Raw genomic sequence first — 20,108 nt, 5'->3', positions numbered from 1 at the left:
CCCTTTTAATAAATCCCTTCTTCTCCAAACTTCTTCGCTAAACGGTTTGCCATCATGACCAAAATAAGTCCAACGGCTGCTTTAAATAAACCAACAGCGGTACTATAGCTGAATTGTCCTTGCTTCAGACCAGCTGTATACACATACGTATCAAAAATCTCTGCGACTTCCCTGTTGGTCGCATTGAGTAATAAATAGACATGCTCAAATCCAAGTTCTAATGTATCACCAATTTTTAAAATGAGCAGTACAACAATGACACTTTTAATCGCAGGAAGGGTGATGTGCCACATTTGTCTGAGTCTGCCGGCTCCATCCATTTTTGCTGCTTCATATAGCTGCGGATCTACTGCTGTAATCGCTGCAAGATAAATAATGGTTGACCAACCCGCTTCTCTCCAGATTACCTGCAAAATGTACATGGGTCTAAACCACTCTTGACTAAGAAGGAAGTTAATCTTTTCTCCTCCGAAGAAAGCAATCAATTCATTGATTAACCCGCCATCTACCGTTAACAAAACAAAAGATAAGGACACGACAATCACCCATGACATGAAGTGAGGAATATAAATCATTGTCTGAACAAATTTCTTAAACAGTGCCAATCTGACCTCGTTTAAAAGAAGGGCTAATAAGATTGGAATCGGAAAGAAAATCACGACATTCATGGCAAATAAAATGAGCGTATTTTTTAATAAGATGAAAAATGTTGGTTCTGTAAATAAGCGAATAAAGTGTTTGAAGCCAACCCACTCACTGCCAAGAATTCCGAGAAACGGCTGGTAATCTTGAAAGGCAATGATCAGCCCCCACATAGGGACATATTTAAAGACAAGAAAATAAAGGAGCCCTGGCAAAATCATTAAATACAGAAATTTTTGACTAAGTAATTGATTAAGTAAGCGCTTTCTCTTTTCTTTTTTCAAAGCTGCCGCAGGCACACCCTTGGCAGTGACATCCTGTGTTTTCACAGATAAAGCCTCCCCTCATGCTGATGCATGTGTTAACTGTATCTTAAGGATGAAAAATCCGTCTACAATCATATCATCAGATCATATTTACTCAGGGGAAGCTACTCAAAACGTTACATAAAACATAAGAAAATGATCCTAATCTCAGAAAATGATTATTGACAAACCTACCAGATTTTTGGATTAATAAACTAAGGGGAAAAGATTGTTTCGTTTGAAATGGGGGGTTTTATGAAAAGAAAGCAGTATAAATTTTATTACAAGCTGGTGACGTTTTTTTTCGTGCTTAGTACAATTCCTGTTATTATTGTCGGTATTTTTTCTTATCAGCATTCGCAAAAAACTGCACTCGAAAATATTTCAAATGAAAAGCTGGACAGCGTCAAACAAACGCAATCCAATATTGAGCATATTCTAAAGACAGTAGATCATTCTCTCACTCACTATGTCAGTTCGCCGCCTCTCCTTCAAACACTGGCAGAACCTTTAAATCCAGACCAATTCCAACTTTATAATCAAGTCCAGCAAGAACTGAATTACCTGCAAACCTTCGACACCGATCTCTCCAATATTACACTTGTTAGTAAAATGGAAGATTGGTATATGAACAATTCTGGTCTTTATCATGTCTCAAACGGAGATCAAGAGAAAGCGTTAACCTCTTACCTCAATATTCCGAGTCATTCCAGCTGGGCACTTGAAGAAAATAATCCACTTGTCTCAACAAAAGAAGGAAAGACATCCTTTTGCAAATACAATGTGAATTTAATCAAGCAACTTCCAATGAACAGTGTCCAAAAAAAGGGGATCGCCGTCGCCAGCATTCCAAGCTGCGTGATTGCTGACAACATGCCTGACTTCTCTCAATCTGATAGTATGTTTGTCATTGATACAAACGGAAAAGTACTGCTACATAATCGAAAAGAACAAATTGGTGACTCGTTAAAAAATCAAGATTTCGTCAAACATGTCCTGTCACTTGAAGAACGATCCGGACAATTTGATATGAAAATCGATGAACTAAACTATCAAATTACGTTTCAAAAATCAGATTATAACGAATGGACATACTTATCCTTTGTCTCCATTCCAGAACTAAAGCAGCAAACGAAATCAATCGGGTGGATCACCATTATAATTTGCTTTATTTTGTTAGCGCTTTCATTATTATTTTCATGGTTTGGCTCTAGACACTTTTATAAACCGATTCGCTTATTATACGAATCCTTTGCACGTAATGAGTCGTTTTTGCATAAACAGCCTTTCCAAAATGAATTTGAGCTCATCGAATCGAGCATTAAACAAATGAAAGATCAAAACAATGATCTAGAGGAACGGATTGAGCAGCAAGTGACCCACTTACAGCAATACTTTATGGTGCGGCTGCTGCTTGGCAAACTGACGGAAGAAGAGATTCACAACCGATTTCAAAGTCTAGGCTTTCCTCGTGACTGGTCCCATTTGTCCATGCTTGTGACCCAAATCGATACACTAAAAGGAACGCCTTATGAAAAAAAGGATGCAGACTTGCTTTTATTTGCGATAAACGGACTGATTGAGCAGATTATTCCGCTAGAGGAGCACCTTCAGCCGACCGTTGTCAATCAGCATCAAACGACGATTGTCCTCAATCAATCGAAGTCAGAAGAGGAATTTACTGAATATTTAAATCAATTAGCCGAAACAATTCAGCAGCGGATTGAGGAAGAGCTGGGCTTGTCGATCAGCATTGGGATCAGCCGCCCATTTAAAGAGTTACCTATGGCCAAACATGCTTATATTGAAGGGAGAGAAGCCCTAAAATACAGGCTTAAAGCAGAGAAAAAATCCATTCTTTTATACGAGCATATTCAGCAAGGAAAGACGTTTAAGACTCATTTCCCAAAACAGCTGCAGCATGATTTATTTGATGCCATTAAAGCAGGCGATCAAGGCAAGGCAGATCACTATTTACATGTGCTTCTGCAATCCATTTTTTCTAAAAATGCTGGACCACATGAGTACCAGATTGCTCTCGCTCGTTTTTTAAACAATCTCATCGAGCTGATGCATTTGCTAGGCATTGAATTGTTTGAAGTCGAAGATAATAAAATGCTCTATGATACGATCTTTGAGTTTAAAACGTTTGAAGATACAGAAGCGTGGCTGAAACATGAGATCATTCGACCCATCATTGATCAGCTCGGCGCGCGTGAAGACTCTCAATATAAAAATATCTCAGAGAAAATCATTCATATCATTCATCAAGAATTTGACTCAGATCTGACATTGGACGAAATCGCTACACGCCTGCACTACAACCCAAATTATTTAAGCAGTATTTTTAGAAAAGAAATGGATATCTCCTTTAGTGAATATCTCTCGTCTTACAGACATCATGTCGCCAAAAACTGGTTGGTGGAAACGGATATGTCGGTGAAAGAAATTTCGGAAAAGCTAAAATACAAAAATCCGCAAAATTTCATCCGCTCCTTTAAAAAGCTGGAAGGCACGACACCTGGGAAATACCGTGATCAGAAAAAAGGCACATAAAGCAAAGTCCCGCTCTCACAAGAAGCGGGACTTTTTTATTTAAACTGTTCATTTAGAATGCTGTCTTCCAGCACTGAAAGCGGCTCGCCATACACTCGTTCAATATGGGCTGCCCCCCAATCACATAACGCATTCAAAATTCGCTCAAGTGACTGTCCGTATTCACTTAATTCATACTCCACTTTAGGCGGCACTTGTTCATATACAATGCGGTTAATCACACCGTCATTTTCAAGCTCTCTCAGCTGCTGTGTGAGCATTTTTTGCGTGATATTTGGCATGAGGCGCTTCAGTTCACTCGTCCGCTTTTTCCCATGTGTTAAATGACATAAGATGACACACTTCCATTTCCCGCCGATCACTTCAAGCGTTGCCTCCACAGAGATATTATATTTCTTCTTTTCCAACGTCTCTTCACTCCTTTTGATGCTGTACAGGCACTTTTTAGTACCTATATTACAAAAAAGTACGTACTTTTTTTTCTGTCATCTATGTTAGATAATAACTCTTGCCGATCGGCTTCGTCTATTAAAATGTCATGAAAGAAGGATGTGAATCACTATGCAAAACAAACAAAATCACTTTGCCCTTCTCGCACTAGCGATTAGTGCATTTGCTATAGGTACAACTGAATTTATCTCTGTAGGTCTCCTACCGATGATCTCAGAGGACTTTGGCGTGAGTGTCAGTCAGGCCGGCTGGACCGTTTCTTTATATGCGCTCGGTGTTACCTTTGGCGCACCAATTCTAACCTCCCTGACTTCCGCTATGAACAAAAAGACATTGCTTTTGCTCATTATGCTCGTCTTTTTGATCGGAAATACACTCGCCACGATTGCCCCGACCTTTTCTGTACTCTTAATCGGACGAGTGATTTCAGCCCTATCACATGGCGTATTTATGTCGATTGGCTCGACCATTGCCGCAAGCCTTGTGGTGAAAGAAAAGCGGGCAAGCGCCATTGCCTTTATGTTCACTGGTTTAACAGTCGCTACTGTGACCGGTGTGCCATTCGGTACGTTTCTTGGTCATGAGCTCGGCTGGCGGACGTCATTTGGTGTGATTGTCATGATTGGCCTAATCGCACTGATTTCTAACTATTTCCTTGTTCCGTCTCAATTGAAACAGGGCGTGAAAACAACGTTTAAGGATCAAGCAGCCTTATTAAAGACGAAAAGAATTTTGCTTTTATTTGTCATTACTGCTACAGGGTATGGAGGAACTTTTGTCGTCTTCACCTATTTATCCCCTCTCTTGCAGCATGTGACAGGTCTTGCGCCTGGAACAGTTGCCTTGATCCTGCTGTTATACGGGATGACCATCGCCGCTGGGAATGTCATTGGCGGAAAAGCAGCGAATAAACAGCCAATGAAAGCACTGATTTATATGTTTATCATTCAAAGTCTCATCTTGTTTATCCTTAGCTTTACTGCTGGATTTATGACACTCGGGATTGGAACTGTGATGCTGATGGGACTGTTTGCTTTCATGAATGTACCCGGCCTTCAAGTTGCCGTCGTTGATTTTGCAGAAAGGTATACACCTGGAGCTGTCGACGTTGCTTCCGCTCTGAATATCGCTGCCTTTAATGCAGGTATCGCCATTGGTTCATTTTTAGGCGGCATCGTGACAGATACCCTTGGGCTTGTGCATACCGGCTGGGTTGGCGGCATCATGGTGCTCATGGCGGCCATACTCACGATGGTGAGTCATCAAATCGAACAAAAAGAATACAAACAAACCATTTAAAGGAGACTTTCATATGAACGATTTACAAAGTACAAAAACATTAAACAACGGCGTCCGCATGCCAGGATTTGGTCTTGGGGTCTTTCAGGTTGAAGAGGGAACGGAATTAATTGAAGCTGTTAAAACAGCCATTCAATTAGGATATCGCAGTATTGATACAGCTTCTATTTACGGCAATGAAGAAGGTGTTGGACGAGGCATACAACTTGGTCTAGCAGAAACAGACCTTCGCCGCGAAGACATCTTTGTGACATCCAAAGTGTGGAATGCCGATTTAGGATATGAAGCGACACTAAAAGCATACGAAGACAGCCTGAAAAAACTTCAGCTTGATTACCTTGATCTGTATTTAATTCACTGGCCAGTTGAAGGGAAATACAAGGAAGCATGGCGCGCGCTTGAAACGCTGTACCGTGAAGGAAAAGTTAGAGCCATCGGTGTAAGTAACTTCCAGCCGCATCATCTAGATGAATTATTGAAAGATGCGGACATCATTCCAGCGATTAATCAAGTCGAGTTTCATCCAAAACTCACGCAGGAAACGCTGTTTACGTATTTGAAAACACATGGTATCCAAATGGAAGCCTGGTCACCACTTATGCAGGGGGAACTGCTAAAACACCCGCTGATCACAGAGCTTGCGGGCACATACAGCAAAACACCTGCTCAAATTATTTTGCGCTGGGATGTGCAAAAAGGCGTCATTACGATTCCTAAATCAACGAAAGCCCATCGTTTAAAAGAAAATGCCGACATTTTCGATTTTGTCCTATCTGATGAGGATATGAAGCGCCTGTCTGCTTTAAATGAAAATAAACGAATTGGTCCTGATCCCGACAACTTCGACTTTTAATGAAAACACCCCCGCTTTTTACTAAGCGGGGGTCTTCATGTTCATCATTTTGATTTTTTAAAGGAAGCTTCATATTCTTCTATGATTTTATTTCCACCATTTGATTTCCACTTCTCTACATCTTTCTTAAATTGTTCTTCGTTGATATCACCAAGAATGAACTTATAGGTTGCATCATCGATGATTTTCTTCAATTCATTTCCTCGCTCTGATGCCGTTTCTGAATACAGGCTTTCAGCAGGGTTAGCGACAATGATGTTTTTATTGTCTTCTTCTAGCTCTTCATATTTTGTACGAACTGCATCGCCTTTATTTTTCAAGTAACGTTTATCAATCCCTACGAGGCTGACAAGCGGCTGTACATCTGTCTGCCAGCTTTTCACTTGGCTTTCTTCCCTCACAAATGTATTTCCATCTTGTTTGTTATAGTGCTTTCCATCAATCCCATACGTCATGAGACCATACACGTCTTCTTCTGCAATGCGGTCAAAGAAAGCCAAAATTCTCTTTAACTCTGCTTCTGATTTGACGCTTGTTTTAGGGATGGCGAAGATGCCATTATGGCCGCCTGATGCCCATACACGTTCTTTGCCATCTGGGCCTTTGATTCGGTTGATAATATCCACTTCCATGTTCTTATCTGTTGCATCATCTCTTAAGTTCACTGCATCTACCATATTTCCAACATAGATACCCGCTTTTCCTTGTGAGAACAATTCTTGCTGCTGCGTTTTGCTTGTGACTGGGAAGTCTTTGTTTATATAGCCATTGTCACGCAGCTTTTTCATATATTTCATTGTATTCATATATTCATCTGTCATAAAGTCTGGCGTAAATTTGCCGTTTTCTTCTTTCCAATCTGTTGGCATTCCTTCATAAGAACCGAGCGTTTTAAATGCACCGTAAATCAAATCATTACGGTCTGTAAAACCAATTGTATCGTCCTTACCATTTTTGTTCGGATCTTTTTCAGTAAATGCCTTGGCTACTTCATAAAGGTCATCCAGCGTTTTTGGTGTATCCAAATTTAAATTTTCAAGCCAATCCTTTCGAATGACAATCCCTTGTCTTGAAAGTGGTCTCTCTCTATAAATGCCATAAAGCTTCCCATCGATAGAGGCATTTTTATTAATCAGTTCGTTCATCTTACTTAAATTTGGATAATCCTTTAAGTATGGACCGATTTCCCAGAACATGCCTGATCTAAACGCATTGATAGCAGATGAATTCTTAATGTCTTGAATCGTCACAATTTGCGGGAGGTTCCCTGCGGCAAGTGCTGAATTTAAACGGTCTTCTTTCACCGCATCAGGCACCCACGTAATATCAAGCTCTGTATTTGTGAGCTTCTCAATCTCTTCTAACACTGAATCTTTCGGCGGCTGCTGATGATATAAAATCGCCATCCATGTCAGCTTCACCTTTTTGTCTAAATCAACCTTTTCATCTGATGAGCTTGCCCCTTTACTTGAACAAGCTGACAGAATACCACTTGCGGCAAATAACAAAACAAAGGCAATCAGCCATAATTTCTTTCTCCCCATAAGATCCCTCCGTTATTCCATCTTTTTAACCCTTTACAGAACCTAGTAATGCCCCTTTGTTGAAATGCTTTTGAATAAATGGATAGACAAGCAGAACGGGAATGGTCGCCACGACGATGACCGCCATTTTAATGGTTTGGTCTGGCGGCGGTGTTGATGAGCCCATATCTGACATATCTCCCTGCATACCGCTTGATACAATGACGATTTGTCTTAACAGGACCTGAATTGGCCATTTCACCGAATCGTTTAAATATAAAATGGCTGTCATGTACGTATTCCAATACGTCACGGCATAAAAAAGTGAAATCGTCGCAATAGCTGGCAAAGAAAGTGGCAGCACGATTTTAAAGAAGATCCCTAAATCGTTACAGCCGTCCATCTTCGCTGATTCTTCAAGGCTAGCCGGTATGTTTTGAAAGAAGTTTTTCAAAATGATCAAATTGAATGCATTGATGGCCACTGGCAGAATGAGTGACCAGTAAGTATCAAGCAGCCCAAGTGTTTTCACGACGATAAACGTCGGAATCATCCCTCCGCTAAACAGCATCGTAAAGACAACGAGAAACATGAGGGTTCTTCGGCCCTTTAGCTCCTGACGAGACAGCCCATACGCCATGAGTGAGGATAAAAACATGCTGACCGCTGTTCCAACGAATGTCACAAGAATGGATACAATCAGGCTGCGATACACAATATCTGTAGAAAAGATATAGCGATAGGCCTCTAGAGAAAACGTCGTTGGAAACAAAATAAACTTCTTTGAGATGACCTCTTCTACTGTCGCAAAAGAGGCGGCAATGACATGGATGAACGGGAGCACACATATTAATGCGAACATGAGTAGAAAAGAGTAATTAAATACATTGAACAATCGGCCTTTAATAGAACGATCTATGTTCATCACGCCCTTTCTTTGTAAGCGTTATCATTTCGTCTGAACATAAGCTGCAGCCTTTGACGATATCGTGATTAAAATGTAACAAACGGGGGAAGAAAGCGTCTATAATCATCATGACAGACCACAGAGATGATCATGCCATTCGTGCTTTTAGCCTCATCAATGAAAAGAAAAAGATCATGAGCTAATGTCATGATTATGCCCTATGCCTGATCGTTTTCTTTCAAAATTTCTGCCGTATTGACATCTGGCCTGTAGCCTAACTCCTGCTTCGTTTTCTCAGTAGACCAAGGTTTTCCTTCGTTTTCTGATACAGCATAATAAGTCCCGAATGGAACGTCCGTTTCGATGGCAGCCTTGATCATGCCGAAAAGGTCTTCATGTGAAAGAAGCGTTCGTTTCGTTCTTTTTTTAGTGTGCAATCCTTCCATCTCATCTGTCACGACGGTTCCAATTCTCAAATTGATGACAGACATACCTGTTTGATCGTGAAACAAACGCCCAAGCTGTTCGGAAGCAAATTTTAAAATGCCATACACATTTTTCGTTGCTGGTACATCATCAGTCGTAATTTCTCGCCCTAGTAAGGAGTGACCATCTTTTTCATAGAGATCTGTCACATGGTTACTGCTTGCAAAAATGACTTTTGGAATGCTTAACCTGGCCGCTGAACGAAACATATTATACGTGCTTATCCAAAACACCTCATTCATTTTTGCAAACTCCTTTTCATTCATCACATCATGCGTCATGTCTATGTTTAAAAGATGAATGATCACATCTGTATCTCTTGGAATGGCTTGAAACAACTCCTCTTCAATTGCCGCATTTGCAAAAATGACTTCTTCTACACATCTTGTTTGATCAATGATGGTCAGGTCATACTCCGAAGAGAGCTCTTTAGTTAATAAACGTCCGATGACACCACATCCGCCAATCATGGTGATTTTTTTCATCTGTTTCCTCCTTCATCTTCTATCGGAGTAGTATGTCCATGCCGTCTATTGATTACAGCCACTTTTTCAAAAAACGTGTAGCCTCGTGGCGCATAGCAGCCGTTTCAAAATGACCTGCATGTAAACCGACAAGCTGATAACGTTCCTTTAAGGAAGCAGCTTGATAGGCTTGACTTAATGTCTGTTGAATTCGTCCAACACCTTCAGCAGGTGTAAGCTGATCATGCTTTCCAACTAAGCTTAAATGCGGTCTTGGGAAAATCATTTCTTGGATGTCAGCTGCTGTAAAGTGCTTAGCTAAGCTCGGTACATAATAGTAAAAACCGTGTCTATCTAAATGATTTGTTTCAATCAATGTGTGATGATCAACCTGTGCGCAAAGATCCACACACACACTGACCCTCTCATCAAGTGCTGCCGTCCACCATGAAAGAAGGCCGCCCATTGACATCCCAAAAACAGCTAAACGCTCTGGAAGCACATCAGAGCGGGACAGCAAATAATCAATTGCACACATGCTCTCATACAGCATCATGCCCCACATCACTTTTCCTGTTAACAGCATTTCTTTGAAAATTTCACTTTCTGTTCTTCCCCTTCTTTCACCAAATCCCGCATGATCAATCGCCAACACACTATAGCCCTTTGAAGTGAATTCTTTTGCGTATGAAGGCGCTTGCAAATAATGAGCCCCCTTCAATAACTCTTCTTTCCCATCCACATAATTCCCACCATGAGAATGCTGAAACAAGACAACAGGCCTTTTTTTCACTGTATCTTTCGGCTTCACAAAATAAGCCGGAACTTCCTCCACCCCATGAATAGAGAGAATGAGTGTTTCTACTAAGTACGATTCACGTTCCTCAATCTTTAACGTATACGCCTCCACACGATGGCGCTCCGGCATTTCCCCTAATAAACTGAGCAGTTGTTCACGTTTGCTTTCCTTTTCCATTGACGTCACTCCTCATTTTCTTGATCAACTTGTTAAATACGAGATTGATGGAGGAATTACCTTGTTTTCGACAAAATTATGTCCCGGGAAATAAACAACACCCATCGGCTGATACCGATGGGTGCGTTCATTAGTTCGCGACAATATTGACAAGTTTTCCAGGAACTGCAATCACTTTACGGATTGTTTTCCCTTCAAGCTGTTCTTTTATCCGTGCATCATTTTTCGCAAGCTCTTCTAGCTGCTCTTTTGTTGCATCAGCAGGGACCGTTAATTTTGCTTTCACTTTTCCATTTAGCTGTACGACAATTTCCACTTCATCATCGACAAGTTTTGACTCATCATATTGCGGCCATGCTTCATAAGAAATAGACCCTTCATGACCAAGTTTGTTCCAAAGCTCTTCCGCTACATGCGGTGCAATCGGAGAAAGAAGTTTCACAAATCCTTCTGCATATTCTTTCGGCAGTGTGTCAGCCTTGTATGCATCGTTGATGAACACCATTAATTGTGAAATCCCAGTATTGAAACGTAAGCCTTCATAATGATCCGTTACCTTCATGACGGTTTCATGGTAGCTGCGCTCTAATGCGCCGCCAGATTGCTCTGTCACTTTATCACTGATGGAGCCATCTTCATTTGTAAACAGACGCCATACACGATCTAGGAAACGACGAGCACCATCAAGACCTGTTTCAGACCAAGCAATCGATGCATCTAAAGGTCCCATGAACATTTCATACAGTCTTAATGTATCTGCACCATGAGATTCTACGATATCATCTGGGTTGACAACATTCCCTTTTGATTTACTCATTTTTTCATTATTTTCACCAAGAATCATTCCTTGGTTGAACAATTTCATGAACGGTTCTTTTGTTGGAACAACACCAATATCATACAAGAATTTATGCCAGAATCGTGCATATAGCAGATGAAGCACAGCATGTTCTGCTCCACCAATATACACATCAACCGGAAGCCATTTCTTTAGCTTTTCAGGAGATGCAAGTTCTTCTGTGTTATGTGGATCAATATAACGTAAGAAGTACCAGCAGCTACCTGCCCATTGTGGCATCGTATTGGTTTCACGGCGTCCTTTTTTACCTGTCACTGGATCGACGACCTCTACCCAATCTTTAATATTCGCTAAAGGTGATTCACCTGTTCCGCTTGGCTTAATCTCAGTCGTCTTAGGCAAAATCAGTGGAAGCTCTTCCTCTGAAACAGCTGAAGATGTTCCGTCCTCCCAATGAATAATTGGAATTGGCTCTCCCCAGTAACGCTGACGGCTGAACAGCCAGTCTCTTAAACGATAAGTGACTTTCTTTTCACCTTTTTGATGTTCTTCCAGCCATGCAATCGCTTTTTCAATTGCTTCTTCTTTCCCTAAGCCGTTTAAGAAATCAGAGTTGATGTGCTTTCCATCACCTGTGTAGGCTTCTTTGTCAATGTCTCCACCTTCGACAACCTCTTTGATTGGAAGATCGAATGTTTTGGCGAATTCATAATCACGTTCATCATGAGCAGGAACTGCCATGATCGCTCCAGTGCCATATGTGGCTAACACATAATCTGCAATCCAGATCGGCATCTTTTCCCCATTCAATGGATTAATGGCATAAGCACCTGTGAAAATGCCCGTTTTCGTTTTAGCAAGATCTGTTCGCTCTAAGTCACTCTTAGACTGAATTTCTTTGATATATGCTTCAACTGCTTCTTTTTGAGCAGCTGTTGTAATTTTTTCAACTAGTGCATGCTCTGGTGCAAGAACGGCATATGTTGCACCAAATAGTGTATCAGGACGTGTTGTAAACACCGTAAACTGTTCGTCATGTCCTTCTACTTCGAAGTGAACATGTGCACCTTCAGAACGTCCAATCCAGTTGCGCTGCATGTCTTTGATGCTTTCAGGCCAATCAATGTCTTCTAAATCTTCTAACAGCCTGTCCGCATATGCTGTAATTTTTAGCATCCATTGCTTCATTGGACGTCGTTCAACAGGATGCCCTCCGCGCTCACTTTTCCCATCAATGACTTCTTCATTTGCAAGGACTGTACCGAGTGCTGGGCACCAGTTTACAGGTACTTCATCAATATACGCCAATCCTTTTTCGTACAATTTCAAGAAAATCCACTGGGTCCATTTATAATAATTCGGATCTGTCGTGTTAATTTCTCGATCCCAATCATACGAGAAGCCCAATGATTGAATTTGACGGCGGAAATTATTAATGTTCTCTTCTGTAAATGCAGCTGGATCATTTCCTGTATCCAGCGCATATTGTTCCGCTGGAAGACCAAATGCGTCCCATCCCATTGGATGAAGAACATCGTATCCCTGCATACGTTTCATACGTGATAAAATATCCGTTGCTGTGTATCCTTCAGGATGCCCTACATGAAGCCCTGCTCCTGATGGATAAGGAAACATATCTAGCGCATAAAACTTTGGTTTATCTTCCGAGTCAGATGTGGCGAATGTTTTATGTGTCAGCCAATAATCCTGCCACTTTTTTTCAATTTCCCGATGCTGAAAACTCAATGTGAAAACCTCCTTTAATATGTACGGCTTTATCTGCTCAGATGACCACTGCAAGAATTCAGATTTTTCTAAAATCAACAAAAAACCCTCATCCCTGGAAAGGGACGAGAGATTTTTTGGTTCCCGCGGTACCACCCTTGTTAGCGTCATGAACTGTTCATACGCTCACTTAATATCTTTAACGCAGACATGCGACAGAAGCTTTAACGCAACTGCAACTCTGAGGCGAGTTCAGAAGCAGATTTGATTGACTTTCACCAGCCGTCAATTCTCTAAAGACAAATACTGCTTTCCTACTACTCCTCTTCACTGTTCTTATCGTAACCGTCATCTAAGTAGTATTTTATAGAATTATGATCATAAGTGCAAGCAGGTTTGTATACAATGGGAATGTACCCTAGACTAGGGTAAAGTGAGGATATTATTCGTGTGGAGATCGGTTATGACGGTTGGAGCCTGCATCCTGTGAACGTTCTTCTCTCACAAAATCGAAGCTTCGCAGAACTGCTTCTCCTCCGTAACCTGAAATAATGGATAAGATGATCAAGTGCAGACTAGATTCGGGATTTGAGGATAAGACAAGCAGTGTAGCAGCAATCATCCCAACGAGCCAATCTTCAATAAACCCTAGATAAATAAACTTCTTTGTCATTCTGGGCTTCTCTAGCCTGCCTTTTTTCTTTACGTGACCGAGAATGCCCATGACCCCTCCAATGGCGCAAGCAATAATGACTTGTTGCAGCATTTTCATCACCTTCCTAAAGCCCTTAGAATAGTAAAGCGACTTCAGGCTGTCCAGCCCCCTGTAATGCCATTCTGCTGTTCCGTCATAATCCATGTAAAAGGTCTATTCTCTCTAACGAAGAAAAAAAGCTTGTTTCTTCCATTATATGTGAATGACCCAAAAACAATCTTGATGCATTGGAATCATTTTCACCTAATCCATATTAACTATTTTTGTCATTTTATGAATTATCCTCAAATGACCCCTTCTTTTTCTAATGAAAAGTCTCCTTACTTACTCTATTCTAATGGAGGACAAACTATGATGACAAATTTAACAAAGCGATTGCAATCATTGAAACAGAACATATGTTATGTTACGTTTAAAAAGAATTCATTTGGTTTTAAAAAAAACCATCTTAAATGTCTGATAGCAGCAGCAAAGGAGGGTAATATGGTCAGCTCGAACATCTTCGGCTTGCAAAAACAGCTTGAACTCATAAAAAAAGCGCTGGATCATGCGCGGATTGGTGTTGTCATTACAGACCCTTCTTTAGAGGATAACCCTATCGTTTATGTGAATCATGGCTTTACACAAATGACTGGATATAAACCAGATGAGATTCTTGGACGTAATTGTCGATTCCTCCAAGGAAAAGACACAAATCAAGAGCAACTTGCCTTAATACGTCACGGAATTCAAAACAAAACACCTATTACCACACAGCTCAAAAATTATAAAAAAGACGGTACTTTTTTTTGGAATGAACTCAATATAGATCCTCTATACATTGAACAAGATGACAAAACATTTTTTATTGGCTTTCAAAAGGATATTACAAAGCAGAAAGAATATGAACAACTCCTAGAAGATTCCTTACAGGAAGTCACCTCTCTGTCGACGCCAATTGTCCCAATCAAAAATGGTGTTTCCGCTCTTCCACTCATCGGAAAATTATCAGAAGAGCGCTTTGATGCTATCGTCGCGAAGTTAACTTGTATATTAGAAGATTCAAAGGATGATTATTTAATTGTCGATCTTTCTGGTTTAATTGATGTCGATGATTCCGTTGCAGCGCGAATTTTCAAACTGCATCACCTGCTGAACTTAACTGGAACTGAACTTATCATCACTGGGATCAAACCACAGCTTGCGATGAAAATGAAAGACTTAGATACAGACTTCCAGAATACGATCACTTATTTAACGGTAAAAGAAGCAATCAAAGGATTGCCATTAGCTGAAAACCCTGTATAAACAGGGTTTTTTTAATTGAACCGCTCCCCAAAATGGAAAAATGAGGTATGATAGGTGTAAATAGTGATATAGGGGGGCTGCCAGATGATGATGTTACTCATCATAGGTCTTTTATGTATTTGTTTCGCCATAGGATATGCCGTCAATTATTTATTACTTAAACACCAAAATCAACAAATCTTTTCAAAAAAACTCTTCTATCCTTTTTTGACCATTGGTCTTGTTTTTTCTATTATGTCATTACCGTTTGCCGGCACAGGTGCTCCGAAAGCACAAGCAGATCCATCTTCTGAACAGCTGCTGAAAGAGCAAAAACAATTAGCATCTGACATTTCTCGTCTAAAGGAAGACAAAGAAACGCTGACGGCCTCTTTAGAAGACGTGACCAAAGAAAAAGAAAAGCTATCCAAGAAATTAGAAACCATCACCTCCGAAAAGAAGACAGTCAAACAGCAAGAAAAAACCATCCATGAGCTTGAAGAGAAAATAGACAAGCTCACCTCTACAAACGAAACACTCAAAAAAGAACACCAGAAAGTAAACAAAGACACCACGTCATCGGCCCAGCGATCTGCTCCTAAAGATGATGGGTCGAATACTGGCGGTCATGAGTCACAAAAAGAAACAAAAAAAGAATCTGCCGCCTGTAATATTAAAGGAAGTGTCAACGGCATATATCACACACCGAGCAGCAGATACTACTCACGGACAAAAAACGTGACCAAAATGTTCTGCTCCGTAGAAGAAGCTGAGCGTGCAGGGTATCGGGCACCAAAGCAATAGACATCTTTTGACGATAAAAAAACCTCCTGTCAGCCCAATATAGGTACAGGAGGTTCTTCTTTAAATTTCTCTTCTTAATGCTGTTAATACATTCGTTTTTGTCGCCTTACGTGCTGGATTGAGTCCAGAAATAATGGCGACTCCTGCACTAATCACTGTTGCTGTGACCACAAGGCTTAGCGGAATATAGGAGAAGGTGATCGAGAATTGATCACTTGATCCCCCTTCAGACATGGAAGACAAAATTGCTGGAATGATTAAATTCACTGCAAAACTAACGATGTACGAGATGATAATCCCGATGATCGATCCAATCACCCCAATATAAGCACTTTCCATGAGGAACATTCGCTTAATAATGGAAGGATTCGCACCGATGGCTTTCATGATCCCAATCTCTTGTGTCCGCTCTGTTACGGCCATTGTCATCGTATTGAAAATGCCGATCGCCGAAATAATGACCGCAATACATCCAACAAAGATGAGTCCAATTTTAAAGACTGTAAAGAACATATCCATTCCTTCAAGCTGATTCGTCACAGAGATGACTTGATAGCCGTCATCTGTCAGCTTATCTGTGAGCGCACCGACATTGTCGAACTTATCAGCATAGACAGACGTCATTTTTTCGACATTTCCTGCATCAGGAGACAGATCGAGCACTTGACTAAATTCTTTTTCATAAGCATTCGGAATAAGAATTTTATGATCCTGCTGCCACTCCAAATTCGGTTTCTTCAATACACCGACGACACGGAAATCGAACGTCTTTTCTTTCACCACTTCATTTTCTTCATTCAGTTTCGGCACCTTGATTTGAATGACTTTGTTTAAAATTTCCTTCGTATAGCCTTTTGGCTCTTCCGGTGTCTCTTCACCATTTGATGTCTGATTCATTTCTTTTTCATAGTCTTTTCGTTCTTTTTCCGTCCAAAGTTGTTCTGCCATTTGATACCCAACTACAATTTCATTCGCCGATGTTGGGACTTTTCCACGGTCTAGTTCAAGGCCTGCCTCTTTTTCTTCTTTCATATCTGTCAGTACAGCCTGCGTATCACTTGAGCGATTATCGAGCTCGACGTGAACCGATGGAATGATTGACGTTCTTGCAACGACAGATTTCGCATGATCATATTTCTTTAAATCGTCAACCTTGACGTCACCTTTTTCTTTGCCTAACACTTTAATTTCTGTGATAATTTGTTGTTTCATGATTTCATCTTGAGCCGATTTTTGCAGACCAAAACCAACTGACGCTAGAACGATTAAGAAAGAGCATGCCATTGTCGTTGCAAGTATGGTCATAAACACACGCAATCTATTTTTCTTCATATTTCTTCTGATGAATTTGACCTGATCTCTAAATTTCAATGGACTGATCCCCTTTCTTTAATACACCATCATGAAGCTGGAACGTTGTGTCTGCGATTGAAGCGACTTCATCGTCATGTGTAATGATGACAAATGTAATTCCTTTTTCACGATTAAGCTGCTGGATAAAGGCTAGAATTTCTCCTTCAGTTTCTGAATCCAGACTGCCTGTTGGCTCATCCGCTAAAATAATAGACGGATTAAGGATCAAGGCTCTTGCAATACTCACACGCTGCTGCTGTCCACCTGACAGTTCATTAGGATAATGCCCTGCGTGATGTTCAAGACCAACTCGTTTCAGCATTTCCTTTACTTTCACTTTTCGCTCAGACGGCTTCACACCTTTTAAAGTGAGCGGAAGTTCAACGTTCTCATATGTTGTTAAACTCCCGATCAATTGAAAGCTTTGAAAGATAAAGCCAAAATGATCTAACCGAAAGTCTGCCCATTCTTTCTCATTAAAGCCGGTCACATTGGTGCCATCAACCATAATTTGTCCGCTTGTTGGCGTAATATATCCCGATATTAAATTCAGTAAAGTTGATTTCCCCGAACCGCTTCGTCCGACGATACATGCAATTTCGCCTCTTTTAATAGACAAGTCAATGTCTTTGAGCACAGGAATCTCGTTCTCCCTGCCCTTTTTTCCAATTTTAAACACATGATCTAACGATTGAATTTGAATCATCTCTACTCCCCTGCTCTCTGTTTATCTTTTTCGATAGATTAAGAAATAACTCGTCAGTGCGCCTACAGCTCCACCGATGAACATCCCAACAAAATATCCAATTAATGAATCTGAAGAGAAACCAACCCAGCCAAACCCTAAGACGCCAAACACGATCACCATAATTTGAATTGGGCGATCCATTATTGAATAAAGGAAGAATCGGCCATTTCGTTCAATTGGATGTTTAATAAAGCTAAACAAGCCTATAAGGTAAAATAGCAACATCATGACAATTGGAACGATGTATTCTTCACCATTGAACCAAAGCGGATATTCCTGATAAAAACTGTTAGCTGTAATATAAGTAATGGGGGAAATGGGCGTGATCAAAAAATTAAAGATTTTATCCAGCCACATCCCGCTTGTTTTAAAGATAAAATCTAAATGAAGGATTGGTAAACCAATCACTAAGTAAGGTAAAATAGCTGTACTAAATCCAACGATTGCTTGAGAAATAGCACTCCCTGTTAAAGCACCTGCTGCAAAAAACAAACTATAGATCATCAAGGCTGACAACAACGCAGAGAAATAATGACTGTTGAATCCAGGTGTCTCTATTGGCCCAAGACCTAATTTTAATAAATAAATGAGAAGGTATGAAACAGCATGAACACTTGCAATAATTCCAGCACCTAAGAAAAACTTTGTGTGAAAGATGGAACTTCTACTAAACGGCAAGGATACGGTAAAGTCCATCTGCCCTTTATTTCTTTCAAATCCTAGCTGAATCACAGCAAAAAATATTCCCATGACCCATGAAAGTGAGAGAAATGCGTCCGTCTTAAAAATATAAGTGAATGTTGTTGTATCCATTAGACATTCTCGGTTTTCTAAACAATCTTGAAAGGATGAGTATTCCATTAAAAAGGATAATGGCGTCGCAAATACCGCAACAAGCATCACTAAAATGAATGTCAGCTCAGACTGCTTCCATTCCTTATATAACAATTGCCGCTTTACCATCTGCGTTTCCCTCCAAACTTCGCAATGAACACTTCTTCTAAATTTACAGGCAGTTCATGCCACACTTTTGGTTCAAGCGATTTCAAATACTCTTTTGCTTCTTCATCTGTTTTGAGTACAAGTGCTGTATAGAACACACCCGCTTGATCTAAAATGGCAACGCCTTTTTTTCTAATACTTAAGTTCATATCCTCTTCAAATGCCATCTGGATTTTAACGTAGTCATTCTTTAATTCATCTAAATCCATAACACTTGTGAGCTGATTTCCTTCCAAAAACCCGATTCGGTTACACATACGCTCAATATCCTCTAAACGGTGAGATGTAATTAAAATCGTTGTTTGTCGTTCTGCCACCTCGTCAATCATCAGCTGAAGAACGTCATTTCTTGTGACTGCATCAATCCCGTCTGTCGGCTCATCTAACAAAATGACTGCTGGTTTGATGGCAAAACTTAAAATGAGGGATAGCTGTTTCTTTAAACCTGTCGACAATTCACGGTATTTCACTTTTTCCGGAATCTCATACCGGTTCACAAGCTCATTGGCATATGTCACGTCAAACTTTGGATACAGTTGTTTTAACAGCTTCACAAGCTGTCCATAATTGTACCGGTCAAAGTAGGGATTTACGACTGGCATATACACAATATTTTGCTTCACTAACGGGTGGTCTTTTACGAGTACATCTTTAAAATAAATCTCTCCTTCATCTGGAAGAAGGATTTGCTGAATCAAGCGAAGAAGTGTTGTTTTACCAGAGCCATTCCGGCCAAGCAGACCAAAGATCTCTCCTTCGCCTATCTTGAAGGAAACGTTGCTGAGTACTTCGCGTCCATTTAATTTCTTTGATACATTTCTGACCTCAATCAACTTGTTTTCCTCCTTTTAGACTTGAGCTGATCTCCTCCAGCCACTCTTTGAGTTGATGAATATCAATACCGGCATAATGAGCTTCAATAATGAGTTGCCTTAATTGCTCCTTCATCTCTAACACCTTCCCTTCATTCAGCTTTAACTGTGCACCTTCTGTCACATACGTTCCACGGCCTCTTAATGTTTCAATAATTCCTTCCCGTTCAAGCTCTTTATACGCTTTGCTGACGGTGTTTGGATTCGCAATAATAATGGTGGCAAGCTCTCTCACAGAGGGCAGTTTGTCACCTGGTTTCATCACGCCTTTTAAGCACAAAATTTTTAACTGCTCAATGATTTGTTCATATATTGGTGCAGCGCTTCTTGGATCTATTTGAATCATGATGGCTCCCTCTTTTC

The 20,108-nt window shown here is 40.5% G+C and carries 18 protein-coding genes and 1 other annotated feature; of the genes, 5 read left to right on the top strand and 13 right to left on the bottom strand.

Annotated features, from left to right (window positions below):
* Window positions 1-5 precede the first annotated feature (5 nt).
* Window positions 6-971, bottom strand: coding sequence for an ABC transporter permease (locus tag M2369_RS18250; RefSeq protein WP_008343019.1), 966 nt, complete (start codon window positions 969-971; stop codon window positions 6-8).
* 231 nt (window positions 972-1,202) lie between these two features.
* Between M2369_RS18250 and M2369_RS18245 the strand changes: the two genes are divergently transcribed.
* Entirely contained in the window at window positions 1,203-3,503 is a 2,301-nt protein-coding gene (locus tag M2369_RS18245; RefSeq protein WP_259255570.1) for a helix-turn-helix domain-containing protein, read from the top strand.
* A gap of 35 nt (window positions 3,504-3,538) precedes the next feature.
* Here M2369_RS18245 and M2369_RS18240 read toward each other — a convergent pair whose 3' ends face one another.
* Window positions 3,539-3,910, bottom strand: coding sequence for a winged helix-turn-helix transcriptional regulator (locus M2369_RS18240; protein ID WP_008343017.1), 372 nt, complete (start codon window positions 3,908-3,910; stop codon window positions 3,539-3,541).
* Window positions 3,911-4,064: 154 nt separating this feature from the next.
* On the opposite strand from M2369_RS18240, the gene M2369_RS18235 reads away from it, so the two are divergent.
* Window positions 4,065-5,252: an MFS transporter gene (locus tag M2369_RS18235; RefSeq protein WP_024719303.1), complete on the top strand. Its 1,188-nt coding sequence runs from the start codon at window positions 4,065-4,067 to the stop codon at window positions 5,250-5,252.
* A gap of 13 nt (window positions 5,253-5,265) precedes the next feature.
* Entirely contained in the window at window positions 5,266-6,105 is an 840-nt protein-coding gene (locus M2369_RS18230) for an aldo/keto reductase (protein WP_259255568.1), read from the top strand.
* Window positions 6,106-6,149: 44 nt separating this feature from the next.
* Here the strand turns inward: M2369_RS18230 and M2369_RS18225 are convergent, their stop codons facing one another.
* From M2369_RS18225 to M2369_RS18200, 6 genes are all read right to left on the bottom strand, one after another.
* The gene (locus M2369_RS18225; RefSeq protein ID WP_259255567.1) at window positions 6,150-7,649 is read right to left on the bottom strand and encodes an extracellular solute-binding protein; all 1,500 of its coding nucleotides are present in this window, start codon (window positions 7,647-7,649) and stop codon (window positions 6,150-6,152) included.
* A gap of 25 nt (window positions 7,650-7,674) precedes the next feature.
* Window positions 7,675-8,535, bottom strand: a complete 861-nt coding sequence (locus M2369_RS18220; RefSeq protein ID WP_113767071.1) for a carbohydrate ABC transporter permease — start codon at window positions 8,533-8,535, stop codon at window positions 7,675-7,677.
* A 218-nt stretch (window positions 8,536-8,753) separates the two neighbouring features.
* A complete protein-coding gene (locus tag M2369_RS18215) occupies window positions 8,754-9,506 on the bottom strand; it encodes an NAD-dependent epimerase/dehydratase family protein (RefSeq protein ID WP_259255566.1) in 753 nt (250 codons plus the stop codon).
* Between the two features lie 52 nt (window positions 9,507-9,558).
* On the bottom strand, window positions 9,559-10,461 hold the full coding sequence (locus M2369_RS18210; RefSeq protein ID WP_017367887.1) for a dienelactone hydrolase family protein: 903 nt from the start codon (window positions 10,459-10,461) through the stop codon (window positions 9,559-9,561).
* Between the two features lie 130 nt (window positions 10,462-10,591).
* On the bottom strand, window positions 10,592-13,006 hold the full coding sequence (gene leuS / locus M2369_RS18205; protein WP_017367888.1) for a leucine--tRNA ligase: 2,415 nt from the start codon (window positions 13,004-13,006) through the stop codon (window positions 10,592-10,594).
* A 97-nt stretch (window positions 13,007-13,103) separates the two neighbouring features.
* Window positions 13,104-13,325, bottom strand: a binding site (T-box leader).
* Between the two features lie 102 nt (window positions 13,326-13,427).
* On the bottom strand, window positions 13,428-13,757 hold the full coding sequence (locus M2369_RS18200) for a DUF4257 domain-containing protein (RefSeq protein WP_008343006.1): 330 nt from the start codon (window positions 13,755-13,757) through the stop codon (window positions 13,428-13,430).
* Window positions 13,758-14,183: 426 nt separating this feature from the next.
* Between M2369_RS18200 and ytvA the strand changes: the two genes are divergently transcribed.
* Window positions 14,184-14,987: a YtvA family blue-light photoreceptor gene (ytvA, locus tag M2369_RS18195; RefSeq protein ID WP_007501884.1), complete on the top strand. Its 804-nt coding sequence runs from the start codon at window positions 14,184-14,186 to the stop codon at window positions 14,985-14,987.
* A gap of 84 nt (window positions 14,988-15,071) precedes the next feature.
* A complete protein-coding gene (locus tag M2369_RS18190) occupies window positions 15,072-15,770 on the top strand; it encodes a sunset domain-containing protein (protein WP_008343000.1) in 699 nt (232 codons plus the stop codon).
* Between the two features lie 60 nt (window positions 15,771-15,830).
* Here M2369_RS18190 and M2369_RS18185 read toward each other — a convergent pair whose 3' ends face one another.
* Genes M2369_RS18185 through M2369_RS18165 form a run of 5 tightly spaced genes read right to left on the bottom strand, consistent with a single transcriptional unit; the run spans window position 15,831 to window position 20,091 of the window.
* Window positions 15,831-17,141, bottom strand: a complete 1,311-nt coding sequence (locus tag M2369_RS18185; RefSeq protein ID WP_008342997.1) for an ABC transporter permease — start codon at window positions 17,139-17,141, stop codon at window positions 15,831-15,833.
* Window positions 17,131-17,829 (bottom strand): ABC transporter ATP-binding protein, encoded by a 699-nt coding sequence (locus M2369_RS18180; RefSeq protein WP_007501890.1) that lies wholly within the window; start codon window positions 17,827-17,829, stop codon window positions 17,131-17,133. The genes M2369_RS18185 and M2369_RS18180 overlap by 11 nt, the downstream gene beginning before the upstream one ends.
* Window positions 17,830-17,850: 21 nt before the next feature.
* On the bottom strand, window positions 17,851-18,834 hold the full coding sequence (locus M2369_RS18175) for an ABC transporter ATP-binding protein (RefSeq protein WP_259255561.1): 984 nt from the start codon (window positions 18,832-18,834) through the stop codon (window positions 17,851-17,853).
* Complete coding sequence (locus tag M2369_RS18170) at window positions 18,828-19,706, bottom strand: ATP-binding cassette domain-containing protein (protein WP_007501894.1); 879 nt, start codon at window positions 19,704-19,706, stop codon at window positions 18,828-18,830. The genes M2369_RS18175 and M2369_RS18170 overlap by 7 nt, the downstream gene beginning before the upstream one ends.
* Window positions 19,699-20,091, bottom strand: coding sequence for a GntR family transcriptional regulator (locus M2369_RS18165; protein WP_024719312.1), 393 nt, complete (start codon window positions 20,089-20,091; stop codon window positions 19,699-19,701). Before M2369_RS18165 ends, M2369_RS18170 begins: the two co-directional genes overlap by 8 nt.
* Window positions 20,092-20,108 lie beyond the last annotated feature (17 nt).

Source organism: Bacillus sp. JUb11, from assembly GCF_024807925.1.
GTDB classification, from domain to species: Bacteria; Bacillota; Bacilli; order Bacillales; family Bacillaceae; genus Bacillus; species Bacillus altitudinis.
This window is presented reverse-complemented; position numbering and strand designations above follow the sequence as displayed.